This window comes from Janthinobacterium breve, assembly GCF_051380895.1.
Classification (GTDB): domain Bacteria; phylum Pseudomonadota; class Gammaproteobacteria; order Burkholderiales; family Burkholderiaceae_D; genus Janthinobacterium.
Genome location: NZ_JBNYXY010000013.1, coordinates 41,121 through 55,391 on the forward strand (window position 1 = coordinate 41,121; position 14,271 = coordinate 55,391).

General features: G+C 62.8%; 15 protein-coding genes. 7 read left to right on the forward strand and 8 right to left on the reverse strand.

Going from position 1 to position 14,271, the window contains the following annotated elements:
• Positions 1-11: 11 nt before the first annotated feature.
• Entirely contained in the window at positions 12-1,073 is a 1,062-nt protein-coding gene (locus ACQ4W0_RS24980; protein WP_436579208.1) for a GGDEF domain-containing protein, read from the forward strand.
• Here the strand turns inward: ACQ4W0_RS24980 and ACQ4W0_RS24985 are convergent.
• Positions 1,052-1,423 carry a hypothetical protein gene (locus tag ACQ4W0_RS24985; RefSeq protein ID WP_436579209.1) on the reverse strand — a complete coding sequence of 124 codons (372 nt, stop codon included), beginning with the start codon at positions 1,421-1,423 and terminating at the stop codon, positions 1,052-1,054. The two genes, ACQ4W0_RS24980 and ACQ4W0_RS24985, sit on opposite strands and share 22 nt — an antisense overlap.
• A gap of 122 nt (positions 1,424-1,545) precedes the next feature.
• Between ACQ4W0_RS24985 and ACQ4W0_RS24990 the strand changes: the two genes are divergently transcribed.
• Both ACQ4W0_RS24990 and ACQ4W0_RS24995 read left to right on the forward strand, forming a co-directional pair.
• Positions 1,546-2,556: a hypothetical protein gene (locus ACQ4W0_RS24990; protein ID WP_436579210.1), complete on the forward strand. Its 1,011-nt coding sequence runs from the start codon at positions 1,546-1,548 to the stop codon at positions 2,554-2,556.
• Between the two features lie 171 nt (positions 2,557-2,727).
• Positions 2,728-3,879 carry an AI-2E family transporter gene (locus tag ACQ4W0_RS24995; protein ID WP_436579211.1) on the forward strand — a complete coding sequence of 384 codons (1,152 nt, stop codon included), beginning with the start codon at positions 2,728-2,730 and terminating at the stop codon, positions 3,877-3,879.
• A gap of 130 nt (positions 3,880-4,009) precedes the next feature.
• Here the strand turns inward: ACQ4W0_RS24995 and ACQ4W0_RS25000 are convergent, their stop codons facing one another.
• The 5 genes from ACQ4W0_RS25000 to ACQ4W0_RS25020 form a co-directional block, all read right to left on the reverse strand.
• Entirely contained in the window at positions 4,010-5,743 is a 1,734-nt protein-coding gene (locus tag ACQ4W0_RS25000) for a methyl-accepting chemotaxis protein (protein WP_436579212.1), read from the reverse strand.
• A gap of 346 nt (positions 5,744-6,089) precedes the next feature.
• Entirely contained in the window at positions 6,090-6,920 is an 831-nt protein-coding gene (locus ACQ4W0_RS25005; protein ID WP_436579213.1) for a toxin-antitoxin system YwqK family antitoxin, read from the reverse strand.
• A gap of 131 nt (positions 6,921-7,051) precedes the next feature.
• Positions 7,052-7,198: a hypothetical protein gene (locus ACQ4W0_RS25010; RefSeq protein ID WP_436579214.1), complete on the reverse strand. Its 147-nt coding sequence runs from the start codon at positions 7,196-7,198 to the stop codon at positions 7,052-7,054.
• A gap of 32 nt (positions 7,199-7,230) precedes the next feature.
• Positions 7,231-7,707, reverse strand: coding sequence for a hypothetical protein (locus ACQ4W0_RS25015; RefSeq protein ID WP_436579215.1), 477 nt, complete (start codon positions 7,705-7,707; stop codon positions 7,231-7,233).
• Between the two features lie 40 nt (positions 7,708-7,747).
• Entirely contained in the window at positions 7,748-8,662 is a 915-nt protein-coding gene (locus tag ACQ4W0_RS25020) for a DMT family transporter (protein WP_436579216.1), read from the reverse strand.
• A gap of 102 nt (positions 8,663-8,764) precedes the next feature.
• Here ACQ4W0_RS25020 and ACQ4W0_RS25025 point away from each other — a divergent pair, with 102 nt between their 5' ends.
• The 3 genes from ACQ4W0_RS25025 (at position 8,765) to ACQ4W0_RS25035 (ending at position 10,848) form a co-directional block, all read left to right on the forward strand.
• Positions 8,765-9,553, forward strand: coding sequence for an AraC family transcriptional regulator (locus ACQ4W0_RS25025; protein ID WP_436579217.1), 789 nt, complete (start codon positions 8,765-8,767; stop codon positions 9,551-9,553).
• 116 nt (positions 9,554-9,669) lie between these two features.
• On the forward strand, positions 9,670-10,269 hold the full coding sequence (locus ACQ4W0_RS25030) for a MarC family protein (protein WP_101483148.1): 600 nt from the start codon (positions 9,670-9,672) through the stop codon (positions 10,267-10,269).
• 33 nt (positions 10,270-10,302) lie between these two features.
• A complete protein-coding gene (locus tag ACQ4W0_RS25035; RefSeq protein ID WP_436579218.1) occupies positions 10,303-10,848 on the forward strand; it encodes a DinB family protein in 546 nt (181 codons plus the stop codon).
• Here ACQ4W0_RS25035 and ACQ4W0_RS25040 read toward each other — a convergent pair.
• Positions 10,813-11,994 carry an MFS transporter gene (locus ACQ4W0_RS25040; RefSeq protein ID WP_436579219.1) on the reverse strand — a complete coding sequence of 394 codons (1,182 nt, stop codon included), beginning with the start codon at positions 11,992-11,994 and terminating at the stop codon, positions 10,813-10,815. The two genes, ACQ4W0_RS25035 and ACQ4W0_RS25040, sit on opposite strands and share 36 nt — an antisense overlap.
• On the reverse strand, positions 11,991-13,172 hold the full coding sequence (locus ACQ4W0_RS25045) for a serine hydrolase domain-containing protein (protein ID WP_436579220.1): 1,182 nt from the start codon (positions 13,170-13,172) through the stop codon (positions 11,991-11,993). Before ACQ4W0_RS25045 ends, ACQ4W0_RS25040 begins: the two co-directional genes overlap by 4 nt.
• A 119-nt stretch (positions 13,173-13,291) precedes the next feature.
• Between ACQ4W0_RS25045 and ACQ4W0_RS25050 the strand changes: the two genes are divergently transcribed.
• A complete protein-coding gene (locus tag ACQ4W0_RS25050) occupies positions 13,292-14,182 on the forward strand; it encodes a LysR family transcriptional regulator (RefSeq protein ID WP_436579221.1) in 891 nt (296 codons plus the stop codon).
• The last annotated feature ends 89 nt before the right edge of the window (positions 14,183-14,271 follow it).

Consider the following 14,271-nt stretch of genomic DNA (forward strand, 5'->3'; position numbering starts at 1 on the left):
GGACAAATGCAATGTTCACTTCGCGCAGCCTGTCTCCTGCCTTCTATTACCTGTTCTTTTCAGGTGAACGGGAGCAGCAACAGCGCTTTTTCAAGGAACTGCATTTCATTTCGATAGCCATCCTGACGTTTGGCCTGGCCTGCTGGCTGGTCACGTTCAGCCTGACCTTGCCGCGCGCTTCGCTCAATCATGCGCATGCGGCAATGGCCGTGACGGGCATGGTGGTGGGGCTGGTGCTGACCAAGTATGCGAAGTCGCTGCAGGCCATCATCGTCAGCGGCAGCATCAGCGTGCTGTTCATCGCTTTCGGCTTTCGCGTGCTGATGCTGGGCACGGAAGCCCCCGCTTTCTGGGTATTGCCGCTGGGCGTGATGATCACCCTGACGACGGCGCCCATCTTCAGCGGCATCGCGTACTACCTGGGCGTGTCGCTGTGCGTGTGGGCCATGCTGGGGCTGGGACAGTTTCCCGTGCATGCGGGCCAGGCCGACCAGCATTGGCCCGTGCTGGCCGTCACCATCAGCGTAATCATCGGCCTGGCGCTGAATATCTATTTTCTCGTTTTGCGCATCCATAACTATCGTGCCCAGCGCGAACTGACGACGATGGCCTACAAGGATGGCTTGACCGGGCTCAACAACCGACGCATGTTTACGCAAAGCGCCCGCATCCTGCAGCGTACGACGCACACGCCCGCGTATTTTTTAATGATCGACATCGATGACTTCAAGCAAATCAACGATGTGTACGGCCATGACGTGGGCGACGAAGTGCTGAAAAAGATCGCCGAGGTCATCGAGGGGCTGTCGGGCGAGCATCTGTGCGGCCGCCTGGGCGGCGAGGAATTCGCCATTATTTACTTGGGCGAAAAGAACGCGGCTTGCGCCTTTGCCGCACAGCTCGTCGACAGCGTCGAGGCGGCTTTCGTGCCGGAACGCAAGGTCTCCGTCAGCATCGGCATGGCGGAAATGATCAAGGAAACGGACTTGTCGCACAGCTACCGGCGTGCCGATGAATCCTTGTACCAGGCCAAGAAAAGCGGCAAGAACCGCTACGTGCTCAACGCCGCCTGATTATGCGAGGCTGACGAAGTTGCATCAAGCAGCGCCAGCAAGGCTTGCGGCGAAATCTTCCAGGGATCGCGCTGCTCAAGGTCCACCTCATACCAGCTGTCCTGGGCCACGATCTTGAGGATGGTCAAGGGGATGTGCTTGCTTTCAAAGAACGCCAGCATGCAGCGGATCAAACGGCTCACCTTGACGTGATCATCTCGATACAAGGGGCAGGTATAGAAACAGCCCTTCTCTCCCATGCGCAATTTCCTGGCTGCGCCGACACGCGAGTGGAGCACGTACTTGTGCAAGAACTCGGTCACGACCTCATCGTCAACGGGAATACTGCAGGAAATGGTGATCTGGGCCATGAGAATACGGACAGTGATTCAATAGCCAAGCTTAGCAGAATTGATTTTTTCCTGAAATGCTAAGATCGCGGCGCGCGCATGCCGGCACACGCACCGGCATGGCGTCTCGACAAGGATTGCCATTGAACACCCCAGGAAAAATCACTCTGCGCATACTGTCGCTGTGCGCCGCCCTGTGCCTGCCGCTTTCCACCATGGCACAAGCCATTTCTGCCGAGGACGCCGCTTTCGTGGCCGCCACCGTGCCCGTGCCCTCGCCGCCGCTGCGCCTGAGCGTGCATCCCGAGATCCGCGCCGACGTGTTCAAGCTGCTCGGCTATGCGCGCGGCAGCTATACGCAGGGCAATGCCCTGATCGCGCGCCAGGTGCTCGACAGCATGCAGTCACTGGACGACATCACGCGCACCATGCTGCCCGACGGGCGCTCGGTGCTGGCCTCCATCGATGCCAGCAAGCACGGTGCTCAGCGCGCCGCCATGCTGTTCGACCCGCAACGCAAGCTGTTGGCGCTGGCCCTCGTCAACGGCCATTGCGCGCCCGCCACTGGCGACGCCGCCCCCGCCTGCCTGCCGCCCACGCACCCCGTGCTGACGCTGTTCCTGCCACCAGGCGCAGAGGACGAGACGGCCGCGCCGCTGCTGGTGTGGGCGCGGCAGCTGCCAGCGATGCTGGCACAGGCTGCGCCGGCACAGCGGCAAAGCATTGCTGCGGTGGAATACATCACCACCCGCCCCGGCCAGCCCGGCTGGGAGCCGCGCGACGTGCCGCCCGGCTTTCCCGCCAGCATGCTGCACCTGCTGCTGCCGAACGCGGAACTCAACAGCAGTTCCAGCGGCGGCAAACTCATCGCACCGGCCGGCCTGGCCGGCTTGCCCATGCGTACGGCCACGGAAGCGGCCGAGGCCGGCGACGAACCCATGCCCGATGCCCACATCACCCTGCGCAGCTATGCCGATTTCCACTGGGTGCTCAACACCTACGCCAAACTGGCCAAGGGCGCGCAAGTAAAGGGGCATGACGAGAAGGTGGTCTTCAGCGGCAGCGATGCCGGCGGCCGCTACACGGTGACCTTGCGCGAGCCGGACAAGGAAAACGGCGTCTTCATCACCGTGGCCAGCTGGCGGGAAAAATAGGCCGAAGCGGAGTACGAACAAGGGAAAGCATTGCCATTACGCACAGGAGCATGGCATTTTGGCATTTTGCGGTATGATTTCCGGCCGTGCGGCGCGGCCCGATCCCCGCCTTGCCCACCCAGTCCGTCAAGCCAGCCACGCTTGCGTAGCATCCTGCCCTAAGGAATTCATATGTTTGGTTTTAACTTGCGCGTTGCCAAGATGGTGTGGACGGCTTTCCTCATCGCCTTCCTGCTATTTCTCACCTACAAGGTCTCGTCGACCCTGATCGTGGTGGTCTTTGCCATTTTCTTCAGCTATCTCGTGTATCCGCTGATCGGACTGCTGGAGCGGTATGGGCCGAAACGCCTGCCGCGCACGGCCAATATCGGCATCGTCTTCCTGGTGGTGATCTTGCTGGTGGCGATACTGGGCTCCATCTTCGGCGCCCGCATCGAGGAAGAGGCGATCAAGCTCAGCGATCAGTTGCCAACTCTGCTCAAAGGCAACAATTTTGCCGAGCGCATCCCGTTGCCGGAATTCATGGAACCCTTGCGCGCGCGTCTGCTGTCATTCATGCAGACACAGCTGAGCAGCGGCACGGGACAAGCCATGCCGCTGGCGAAAGAACTGGGCCTGACCGTCATGCATGCAGCCAGCAACCTGATCTATCTGGTGCTGGTGCCCGTGCTGAGCTTTTTGCTGATCAAGGAAGGGCCGGACATGCGCGACGGCTTGCTGTCCTTGCTGAACCGCCCGAACAAGAAACTCTGGGGCGCCATCATCGATGACCTCGACATCTTGCTGTCGCGCTATGTGCGCGCCCTGCTGCTGTTGTCGATCGCCACTTTTGTATCCTACAGCATCGCCTTTTCCCTGATGGGCGTGCCGTACAGCCTGCTGCTGGCGGGCGCTGCCGCCCTGCTGGAATTCATCCCGTTTGCCGGTCCGCTGGCCGCCGCCGTCATCGCCGTCGTGGTGGCCGGTTTCAGCGGCTTCGATCACGTCTTCTGGCTGATCGGCTTTATCGCCGCCTACCGCTTGTTCCAGGATTACGTGCTCAACCCGTACTTGATGAGCGAAGGCGTGGAAGTGAGCCCGCTGATGGTAATCGTCGGCTTGCTGGCCGGCGACCAACTCGGTGGCGTGGTGGGCATCTTCCTGTCCGTGCCCGTGATGGCGGCCATCAAGATCGTCTTCGTCCGCGCCCGGGCGGCCTTGCAGGCGCGCCACGATGCGCTGGAGAAAGCGGAACAGGCGGCAGAGGAAGCGCGCGCCCAGGCCTTGGCCGAGGCGGCGCGATTACAGGAACAGGGCAGCAAGGTGGCCCTGGAACAACAATAATTCAGAATCAACAACACCTAAAAAACCGTAGCGAGCGGCAGCAAGTTGTGGCCGAGAAGCGCAACTGTGCTAGGGCACAGTGAGCATCGCAGGCTGCAAATTGCGACGCGCAGTAGGTTTTTAGGTGTTGTTAAAACTCTTCCCACTCGCCGCTGTTATCTGCAGCGGGTTTGGCCGGACGCGGTTTTGCAGCAGGGGCGGGTGCTGCCGCAGCGCGGGATGGCGCCAGGCGCAGCGCCGGGCGTTTCAAGGCCGTGCTGGTGGCGGCCACGACAGGCTTGCGCAAGGCAGGCTTGGCCGCTGCCGGGCCGCTATGGTTGGCGTCGAGCTTGAAAATGCTGACCATCTCGGCCAGCGCCGCCGCCTGCTCCTGCATCGCTTCCGAAGCGGCTGCCGCCTCTTCCACCAGCGCTGCATTCTGTTGCGTCACGGTATCCATTTCCGCCACGGCTTGATTGATCTGGCCGATGCCCAGTTCCTGCTCGCGGCCGGCGGCGCTGATTTCACCCATGATGTCCGTCACGCGACGGATGCTGGATACGATCTCGTCCATCGTCGTGCCCGTCTGGCTGACCAGCGCGCTGCCGGCGCCCACGTTCTGCACCGACGCTTCGATGAGCAGCTTGATATCCTTGGCGGCGCTGGCCGAGCGGTGCGCCAGGTTGCGCACTTCCGTGGCGACGACGGCAAAGCCACGGCCTTGCTCGCCCGCACGGGCCGCTTCCACGGCCGCGTTCAGGGCCAGGATGTTCGTCTGGAAGGCGATGCCATCGATCACGCCGATGATGTCGGCGATCTTTTTCGACGATTCGCTGATGGTGCCCATGGTATCGACCACTTGCGCCACCAGCGCGCCGCCCTTGACGGCCACGTCCGAAGCGGAGACGGCCAGCTGGTTCGCCTGGCGCGCATTGTCGGAATTCTGCTTGACGGTCGAGGTCAGCTCTTCCAGCGAGGAAGCCGTTTCTTCCAGGCTCGAAGCTTGCTGCTCCGTGCGGCTGGACAAGTCCAGGTTACCCGAGGCGATTTCATTGCTGGCCGTGGCGATGGCCCCACTGCCGTCGCGCACGCCGCGCACGGTGCTCGACAGGCGTTCCTGCATTTTCTGTAAGCCGGTCAGCAAGGCGCCCATTTCATCGTGGCGCGCGATGACGATGTCATTGGCCAGGTTGCCGTCCGAAATGGCGTCGAAATGGCGCAGGGCCTGGTTCAGCGGGCCAAAGATGGCGCGCAGCAGCAAGATGCTGGAAATAATGGTCAGCAAGGCGCCCACGATCATGCCGATGATGGCCATGGTCACTTGCGTGTGGTAACTGGCTTGGCTGTCCGCATACATTGCGGCAGCTGAGCTAGCCTGGAATTGCGTCAATGTTTCCGCTGCCTGGTCCAGGGTGCGGTAGAGGGGCGAAAGGCCCGTCATCATCAGCTTGTCCGCCTGCTCGATATTGTGTTCGCGCAAAGCCTTGCTCATGGCCAGCACGCCATTGTTCAGGTAATCGCTGCGCTTCTTGTCCATGTCGTCGGACAGGCGCTTTTCTTCCGCGTTTTGCGGCAAAGCCAGGTACGCCTTCCAGGCCTTGTTCGACGCTTCCAGGAATTGTTCAGCACGCGCCAGGGTCTCCTTGGCATCCGGCGCATCCGGGTGCACCATCACGCGGTCCATCGTGAAACGACCACGGCCCAGGGCGATTTGCGACTCGCCAATGGCTTGCGTTGATGCCAGCTGATTGCTATAGACCTCGTTGAGGCTGTTGTTGGCCGATTTCAGGCTGATGATACTCATGGCGCCCAACACGGCGATCAGCAAGCCCAGCACACTCATGGTGGCGATCAGGCGCATTTTTATTGTTATATTCGACAGCATGCAATTTTCCTTGTAAGGGCGCAACCATGCTTGCGCATGCCGGACGGATAGCAGCAAGCGCCAGATGGGCGGGGCAGTTCTTAATTGTTCAGGACAAAATTCGGTCGATGGAGCGTTGCTAGCGGCTGGGGGGAAGGCGGCCCGCTCATCATCGTCAGGAGTGAAATACAGGGCAACAGGGTTGAGGTTTCCTGTACTTTTAATTTCCTTACTGCAAGATACAGGGAAAAATTACCAGTAGCAACATCCAGCATGGATTTTCACGCTTTGTAACAAGCGGATGATGTTTTTTGCGCAGAACTGGCATTCTGCTGTTGTGCGCGGTCGCGCCGGAATGCCAGATATGTTAATAGACGGTTTCTTCGATCAGCTGGCCATCGTCACGGAAAGACTGAAACTGGTCCGTTTTCTTGCCCATGTGATAATTGCCAGTCTGCTTAGGTTTCCCGTTCTGGAAATGTTCGATGCTGACGCCATGCAGCACGCCCTTGTGCCAGTTGCGGTGAAATTGCGGCAGGTCGCCATCGGGATAAAACAGGGTTTCCGCACCATCGCGCTTGCCGTCGGCAAAGCTGCCCTGGTAACGCCGCTTGCCATCCGGATAAAAGCTTTCCATCGTGCCATCGAGCACGCCCAGGCGGTAATGCTCGACCAGTTCCAGCTGGCCGCTGGCTGCATACTGCTCCAGCTCGCCATCGGGCTTGCCATCGAGCATGGTCAACACTTGCCAGCCGCCGTCCGCCGTCGCCTTCTTCCACGGCCCCTGCTTGACATCATCGATGTAGTTGCCGCCACCGCCAGGTTCCACCCACTGGCCCTGCTTCTTGCCATTCACATAGTTGCCCTGCCATTGCACCACGCCAGCGACGCGGCGCTCGCTGGGCCCATTCAAGCGGTCTTTCACGAAATGGTCGTAACCGGTGAAACTGTGCATGTCCGCTGCGCGCCACTCGGCCAGGCCCGGGCTGACTTCCCAACGGCCCGTGCGCTGGCCCCGCTGCATCATGCCCGTCGTGGTTTCATCGCCGCTTTCATACGTCCATGGCCCTTCGGCCTTGTCGTCGACAAAGGCGCCAAACGAGCGGATGGTGTTCGGCTCTTCGTAATGCCATGCGCCCGTGCGCTTGCCCTGCACATACGGGCCGCGGGCAAACACGCTGCCCACACAGCAATTCACGTCGTATTCGATGAATGGCCCATCCTGGCTGGCGGCAAAGCGCTGCGGCTGGGTTTCCCAGGTGACCCACTTGACGTGATAACTGGGCGCGCGGCCCCCTTGCCATCCCTTGCCGAGCAGATACGTGACGGTCAGATAATGGCCCTCCTTTTCCTGGAAGGTTTTTTATAGGCAAACGCGGGAGCTTCCGTTGGCTTGCCCGGCAGTAATTCACCATCGATATTGAAATAGCCGACCAAGGTGCCATGGCCATGCTCGATGGCGTCGAACTCGGCCACGCCCGAAGGCGCATACGCGATGCTGTAATCGATCAGCTGAAGGAAGCCAGCGCCGCGCGTACGCGCGTTTCATCCATGACCTTGGCGCCGCGCACGATGGCGTCCAGCGCGGGCTGCAAGGTGGCCACCTTGAACATCCTGCCGCCGCTGCGCTCGTAGCGGTAGGCGTGCAAATCATAGGCCGCGCCACTGTTAGCACTGCGGCTGAGCACCAACGTCGTTTCGCCTTCGCTGTCGAGGTCCAGCTGGAACACGGCCTCGATGCTGGCCTTGCCGTACCTGTCCAGGTTCATGCGTTTCTCGCTGCCCTCGTTGCACTGGCAGTAGTAGCCGTTGACCTCGCCATTTTCCCGCAGGAAGGCCAGCACCACGCCGCCATCGCGGCGCTCGACGGCGCTGGCGGTGGCCATGGGTGCGCCCTCATAGAACCGCGCTGCAGCCTGCGCCGGCGCCAGGGCGCCCAGCGCCAGCAACGCCGCCATTGTGCTCATCCAAAATGTTTGCCGCATGCCAACTCCACTGCCGAAAACCGCCATTATGCATGGCCATTCAGGCAAGACCGGACACGCCAGGACGCCGGCGCCACAGGGGCCGCTGCACCGTCTGCGCCAGCAGCACGCCCAGCAGCGAGATGCCGCCGCCGACCAGGTGATACAGATGCATGCTTTCGTGCAGCCAGACGATGGCCAGCAAGGCCGTCAGCAAAGGCAGCAGATTGACGTAGATGCTGCAGCGGTTCGGCCCCAGCAGTTTGACCCCTTCGATCCACAGGTAGGACAGCACGATGGAGGAACCGATGCCCGCATAAGCAATCAGGGGCAAGGTGGTGGCGTCCAGCCGGGCGCTGCCGGGCGGCAGCAACAGGAACAGCGGCAGCATGCAAGCGAGGGCCGCCAGCGCCTGGCAATAAATGGCTTGCCAGGCAGGAATGGACAAGCGCCAGCGGCGCAGCAGCACGCCGTACAGGGCAAACACCAGGCAGGCCAGCAGCATCAGCGCATCGCCCGCATGCACGCCCTGCTGCAGCAAGGCCAGCACATCGCCGCGCCCCACCAGGTACAGCAAGCCGCCAAACGACAACACGCCGCCGGCCGCCATGCCCACCGTCAGGCGCTCGCCCAGCAACAACACGCTGAGCAGGGCCGTCATCAGGGGCGCCAGCGCCGTGACGATGGCCATGTTGGTGGCCGTCGTCGATTCGGCGGCGCGGTAGGACAGGCTCTGGAACAGCGCCATCGACATCACGCCGCACAGGGCCAGCTGCCACCACTGGCGACGGATGGCGGCGCGGTTACGCCACAGGGGACGGGCGATAAACGGTGTCATCACCAGCAAGACCAGCACCAGGCGGTAAAAGGTGATGGCCGTGGGGGCGATGCTGGACGCGGCCAGCTTGGACACGACGACGTTGCCGGCCCACAGCAACATGGCCAGAAACGGATACAGATAGGCGCGCACAGGCATGTGTAGCTCCGGGAATAGTTACGGGGAACCATCATGCCGCAGGTGCGCCGCGCCTTCTCGCGCTAAGATGTCTGTACCTATCGCAAAACTGACTTTATTTTTATGGATTGCACCTCCCCCGCCTTTCAGGAATTGCTGCCCGTCACGGCGCGCGCCATGGCGCTGGCCGTCGACTATGCGCATGGCCACGTTATTTCCGTGCACCGCCACACGCATGCACAGTTGCTGTATGCCATCGAGGGCGTGATGACCATCGAGGCGCAAGGCGGGCGTTGGGTGGTGCCGCCCACGCGCGGCGTGTGGCTGCAGCCCGGCATCGCGCACCAGGTGCGCATGAGCGGCGCCGTGAAAATGCGCACCGTCTTCATCGATTGCGCCAGCTCACCGCTGCTGCCGCGCCACAGTTGCGTGCTCGACATCAGCCCCCTGCTGCGGCAATTGATCGTGGCGGCCGTCGACATCGCGCCCGATTTCACAGAAGGCAGCCGCGACTGGCATCTGCTGCAATTGCTGTTGCACGAGCTCGACAGCCTGCCCGTGCTGCCCCTGTATTTGCCGCTGCCCGTGGATGCGCGCCTGCGCGGCATTTGCGCGCGGCTGATGGCGCAACCGGGCGAACAGCAGACGGTGGCGCACTGGGCGCAGGAACTGGCGATCACCGAGCGCAGCCTGCACCGTTTGTTCCAGAAACAAACGGGCATGCGCTTTGGCCAGTGGCGCCAGCAGGCGCGCCTGCTGCGGGCACTCGAACAATTGGCGCATGGCAGCAAGGTCATCGACGTGGCCATGGACAATGGCTACACCAGCCAGAGCGCCTTTACCGCCATGTTCAAGAAGCATTTCGGCACCACGCCCACCGCGTTTTACCGGGCAAAAGTCATCGCAGTGTAAAAAAAATGCTGCTGTGCATCAATAATCATGGGCGAGAGTCGCCGCGCTTGTTATCATCGCAAGCCTTATCGCACCGCGCCCATCCTGGCAGCGGTGTTGACCTTAATCACACCACCATGACACAGAATTTCTTCCAGACTTTTATCCTGCTCTTGCTCGTCACCGATCCGTTCGGCAACGTTTCCCTGTTCGTCAATGCCCTGAAACGGGTACCGGTCGAGCGGCGCTGGAAAGTCGTGGTGCGCGAGTGCATGATCGCCTTCGGCATCTTGCTGCTGTTTATGTTCTTCGGCCGCCATTTCCTGAACGCCTTGCAATTGTCGGAAGTGGCGCTGCGCATCGGCGGCGGCGTCATTTTGTTCCTGATCGCCATGCGCATGGTGTTTCCGCAGCCTAACGCGGGCAATAGCGACCACGAGATGGGCGGCGAACCGTTCATCGTGCCGCTGGCCATCCCCGCGCTGGCCGGCCCATCGGCACTGGCCACCGTGCTGCTGTTTTCCTCGCACGAAATGAACGATGTCATCGCCCACGTGGCGGGGCTGACGGCCGTAGCCGTCGTCTGGCTGGCCGTCTTCCTGTGCGCCGAACGCTTGCAGCGGGCGCTGGGTCCAAGGGTCATGACGGCGTTCGAGCGCCTGATGGGCTTGATTTTGACGGCGATGGCCATTGAAATGTTGCTCGCTGGCATACGCGCATTTTTGAAGTCTGTATAAAATAGCCTTTCATTCATTCACGGAGGTTTGTTCATGAGCCGTTGCGCCCACATTTGCCTGATGGCCGATTACAACCAGTGGATGAATGCCAAGGTCTATGCGGCCGCGGCCGGGCTGGCACCTGAAGATCTGCAGCGCGAGCGGGGTGCGTATTTTGGTTCCCTGCTGGCCACCTTGAACCACGTGATGGTGGGCGACACCCTGTGGCTGCAGCGCTACGCCAAACACCCGGCCGGCTTTCCCCTGCTCGACCCCATCCGCACCATCACGCCGCCCGCATCGCTCACACACCCGCTGTTCGCGGCCGAGGATTTTGCCGCCATGCACGCGCACCGGCTGTGGCTGGACCAGGTCATCATCGACTGGGCCGCCTCCATCACGGAAGACGACCTGGACCACCTGCTCGACTACCGCAACAGCAAGGGACCGAACCGGCGCGAGTTTTTCAGCCTGCTCATGCATTTCTTCAATCACCAGACACACCACCGGGGCCAGGCCAGCACCCTGCTGTCGCAAGCAGGCGTGGACATCGGCGATACGGATTTACTGTTTCGCATCCCCAACCATATCGAGGACTGACGGCAAGCGGTACAGCCACGCTTTCACAGCAATCGTTGCCAGCGCCAGCGCCCCCAGCAGCGCACCGCAGGCCAGCGCCCCCTGCATGCCATGGTGGGCGATGGCCATGCCGCCGGCCAGCGCACCCACCGTCACACCCAGGTTGATGGCGGCGATATACACGCCAATGGCAAACGCGGGCGCCTCGCGCGCTTCGCTGCTGAGCCACACTTGCGTCACGATCAGCCCGCTCGTATGCGCGGCGCCCCAGAACAGCAGCAGCACGGCCAGGGCCACCCAACCGATATCGCCGCCCGCATGACGGTACAGCAACCAGTACGCCAACCCCAGCAGCACGGGCTGCAGCAAGACCGTGCGCAGCACATGCGTGCCCAGCTGGCGCCCCGCGAACAGATTGCCGGCCACGCCGCCCACGCCAAACACCACCAGCGCCAGCCCCGTCTGGCGCGCCGACAAGCCCGCTTCCTGTTGCAAATACGCGGCCGCATACGCATACACGGCAAACATGGCGGCAAAGACAAATACGGCGGCGGCAATCGTCAGCCACAGCGCCGGTTTGCGCAGCACGGCCAATTGACGGCCATACGCCATTGGCGCTTGCTGCGGCGTGTCCGGCAAGAACAGGTACAAACCCAGGGCGGCCAGCGCATTCACCAGGGCGCAGGCGAGGAACGATGCCTCATAGCCATACTGGGCGGCGATCCACGTCGTCAGCGGGATGCCCAGCACCATGCCCATGCTGGTGCCCGTGAACGCATGCGCGCCGGCCCGCGCCGCATCGCGCGGCGGGTACAGGGCGGCGGCGGCCACCATGGCCAGCGAGAAATAGACGGGGTGGAACAGGGCCGGCACGATGCGCAGCGCCAGCAGCACCTCGAAGCGGGGCGCATACGCCGAGGCCACGCTGGCCAGCGCGAACACCAGCAGGGAAACCACCAGCACCGGCTTGCGGCGCCAGCGCGTGGCCAGCAGCACGAGGAAAGGCCCGCCCACCGCGATCACCAGCGCGAACAGGCTCACCAATGAGCCCGCCTGCGCCGCCGTCACGCCGTAGCGCTGCATGATCATCGGCAAGATGCCCACCACGCCAAACTCGATGCAATACACGCCGAACAGGCCCAGCGCGAGGAAGATGATGGGCGTCATTGCCCTTGCTCCACGCCATACACAGCCTGGCACAATTCCATCACGAACGGACCCGCCATGCCTTCCAGTGCCGTATTCGTGAACGCCACCACGGACAGTTCTCGGGCCGGGTCAACAAACCACGAGTGGCCATACGTGCCACCCATGCGCCACGTGCCCGCCGCTTCCGATGTGGCGGCGGCAAGCGGGTCCGTCAATACGGTAAAACCCAGGCCAAAGCCCCGTCCCGGCCAGAACGGCAAGTCAAAGCCGCCCGTCTGGCTTTCGCCCATCTGGCGCGCCAGCTCTGGCGGCAACAGCGGTGCGCCGCCCTGGCGCAGGGTTTCCAGCAGGCGCATGAAGTCGGGGGCGGAACCGACCATGCCGGCGCCGCCCGATGGATACGCGTGCGCGTCGAGCGCGCGCGCCGGCGACAAGGTAAAGCCAGCCATGCCATCGAGAAACGGCAGATGGTCTTCCCCCGCGTCCAACAAACGCCGCGGCCGGGACTCTCCCGCTGCGCGGTCCGCATACGCCACGGCCAGTCGCGCCGGCGCCGTGGCCAGGAAGCCCGTGTCGCGCATGGCCAGCGGCGCCGTCACCAGGGTCGATATTGCCTGCGCCAGCGGCATGCCAGCCGCCTGCTCGATCACGGCGCCCAGCACGTCGGTGGCAATCGAGTACGCCCAGCGCTCACCGGGCGCATACGCCAGCGGCGCCGTGGCCAGGCGGCGCAGGTTGTCTTCCAGGCTAATGCGGGAAGCATTCATGCCGTCGGACACCCCGGCCTGCGCATACGCGCCGCCCGGCGGCTGGAAGAAACCGTAGTCGAGGCCGGCCGTGTGCGTGAGCAAGTGGCGCACGGTCATCGCCGCCACCGCGCCGTCCGGCTGGCGCGGCGCAAAATACGGCAGCCAGCGCACCACCAGGTCGTCCAGCCCCAGGCGCCCCTGCCCCACCAGCGCCAGCGCGGCCGTCGAGACGATGGGCTTGCTGACGGATGCCAGGCGGAAGACGGCGTCCTCGCGCATGGGCGTGCCCGCTTCGCGGTCCAGGTAGCCGGCCGCGCAGCGGTAGATTTCCTGGCCACGCTGGCGCACCAGCACCACAGCGCCCACCAGGCGCTGCTGTTGCAAGACAGCATCGAGCACGGCATCGATGCGGGCGGACAAGGCCGCAGGAGAAAAGTGTGTGTACATGGCTAGTCTTTCAAATGGTCAGGCTGGCAGCGTAAGCCGGCACGGATAAAAGAAAAATAGGCTATAGTTTCTGTCTGTGCAGACGTTGACATCCGCAATCAATGGCGACAAGGGACGACATGGATAACCTGGCGGGATTCACTGCCTTCGTGCAGGCCGCGGAAACGCGCAGTTTTGTGGCGGCGGGCCGGGTGCTCGGTATTTCCGCTTCGGCCATCGGCAAGAGCATCGCGCGGCTGGAAGAGCGCCTGGGCGTGCGTCTGTTTCACCGCAGCACGCGCAGCATCGCGCTGACGAGCGAAGGCACGGTGTTTCTCGAACGCTGCCGACGCATCCTGGGCGAGATCGAAGCGGCCGAGCTGGAGTTATCCAACAGCAAGAGCGCACCGCAAGGCCGGCTGCGCGTCAGCCTGCCGCAGGTGGGCAGCTTGCTCAATCCCGTGCTGGCAGCCTTTGCGCGCGCCTATCCGCAGGTGGAACTCGATCTCGACTTCAGCGACCGCCGGGTCGATGTCATCGAAGAGGGCTACGACGCCGTCGTGCGCGCAGGCGAAAGCGCCGACAGCCGCCTGATGAGCCGCCAACTGGGCCAGTTCCAGCTGCAACTGGTGGCCGCGCCCGCCTATCTGGCGCAGCACGGCACGCCGCAGCTGCCGGCCGACCTGCTGCGCCATACCTGCCTGCTGTACAAGTTTCCCAGCAGCGGCAAGGTCGAGGCCTGGCCCCTGCCCGAATGGCCAGCCCTGCACGCGGCCGGCTTGCCGGCCCTGCTCAACTGCAACAATGTGGAAACCCTGCTGCACTTTGCCGAAAGCGGCCTGGGCATCGCCGCCCTGCCCGACTTTGCCGTGCGCGCGGCGCTGAGTACGGGCCGCCTGCAGAGCGTACTGGACGCGCACCGCCAGCACGCTGGCGCCTTCCGCATCCTGTGGCCCAGCAGCCGCCACCTGACGCCGAAACTGCGCGCCTTCATCGATTTCCTGGCCATCCACGTGTTTGCGGAAAGCTGACGACGCCTGCTGGCGCCACGGTCGTTGTTTCCATGCGACAACTTATTTAATTTGCTGTCAATTTTCAAACTTTTCGGGGACTTGATACA

Bases quoted from the DNA above. Each gene is read 5' to 3' on its own strand.
- ACQ4W0_RS25045 (WP_436579220.1), bottom strand. From the start codon at position 13,172: ATGTACACACACTTTTCTCCTGCGGCCTTGTCCGCCCGCATCGATGCC.
- ACQ4W0_RS25035 (WP_436579218.1), top strand. From the start codon at position 10,303: ATGAGCCGTTGCGCCCACATTTGCCTGATGGCCGATTACAACCAGTGG.
- ACQ4W0_RS25040 (WP_436579219.1), bottom strand. From the start codon at position 11,994: ATGACGCCCATCATCTTCCTCGCGCTGGGCCTGTTCGGCGTGTATTGC.
- ACQ4W0_RS25000 (WP_436579212.1), bottom strand. From the start codon at position 5,743: ATGCTGTCGAATATAACAATAAAAATGCGCCTGATCGCCACCATGAGT.
- ACQ4W0_RS25030 (WP_101483148.1), top strand. From the start codon at position 9,670: ATGACACAGAATTTCTTCCAGACTTTTATCCTGCTCTTGCTCGTCACC.
- ACQ4W0_RS25025 (WP_436579217.1), top strand. From the start codon at position 8,765: ATGGATTGCACCTCCCCCGCCTTTCAGGAATTGCTGCCCGTCACGGCG.
- ACQ4W0_RS24985 (WP_436579209.1), bottom strand. From the start codon at position 1,423: ATGGCCCAGATCACCATTTCCTGCAGTATTCCCGTTGACGATGAGGTC.
- ACQ4W0_RS25015 (WP_436579215.1), bottom strand. From the start codon at position 7,707: ATGCGGCAAACATTTTGGATGAGCACAATGGCGGCGTTGCTGGCGCTG.
- ACQ4W0_RS24995 (WP_436579211.1), top strand. From the start codon at position 2,728: ATGTTTGGTTTTAACTTGCGCGTTGCCAAGATGGTGTGGACGGCTTTC.
- ACQ4W0_RS24980 (WP_436579208.1), top strand. From the start codon at position 12: ATGTTCACTTCGCGCAGCCTGTCTCCTGCCTTCTATTACCTGTTCTTT.
- ACQ4W0_RS25020 (WP_436579216.1), bottom strand. From the start codon at position 8,662: ATGCCTGTGCGCGCCTATCTGTATCCGTTTCTGGCCATGTTGCTGTGG.
- ACQ4W0_RS25050 (WP_436579221.1), top strand. From the start codon at position 13,292: ATGGATAACCTGGCGGGATTCACTGCCTTCGTGCAGGCCGCGGAAACG.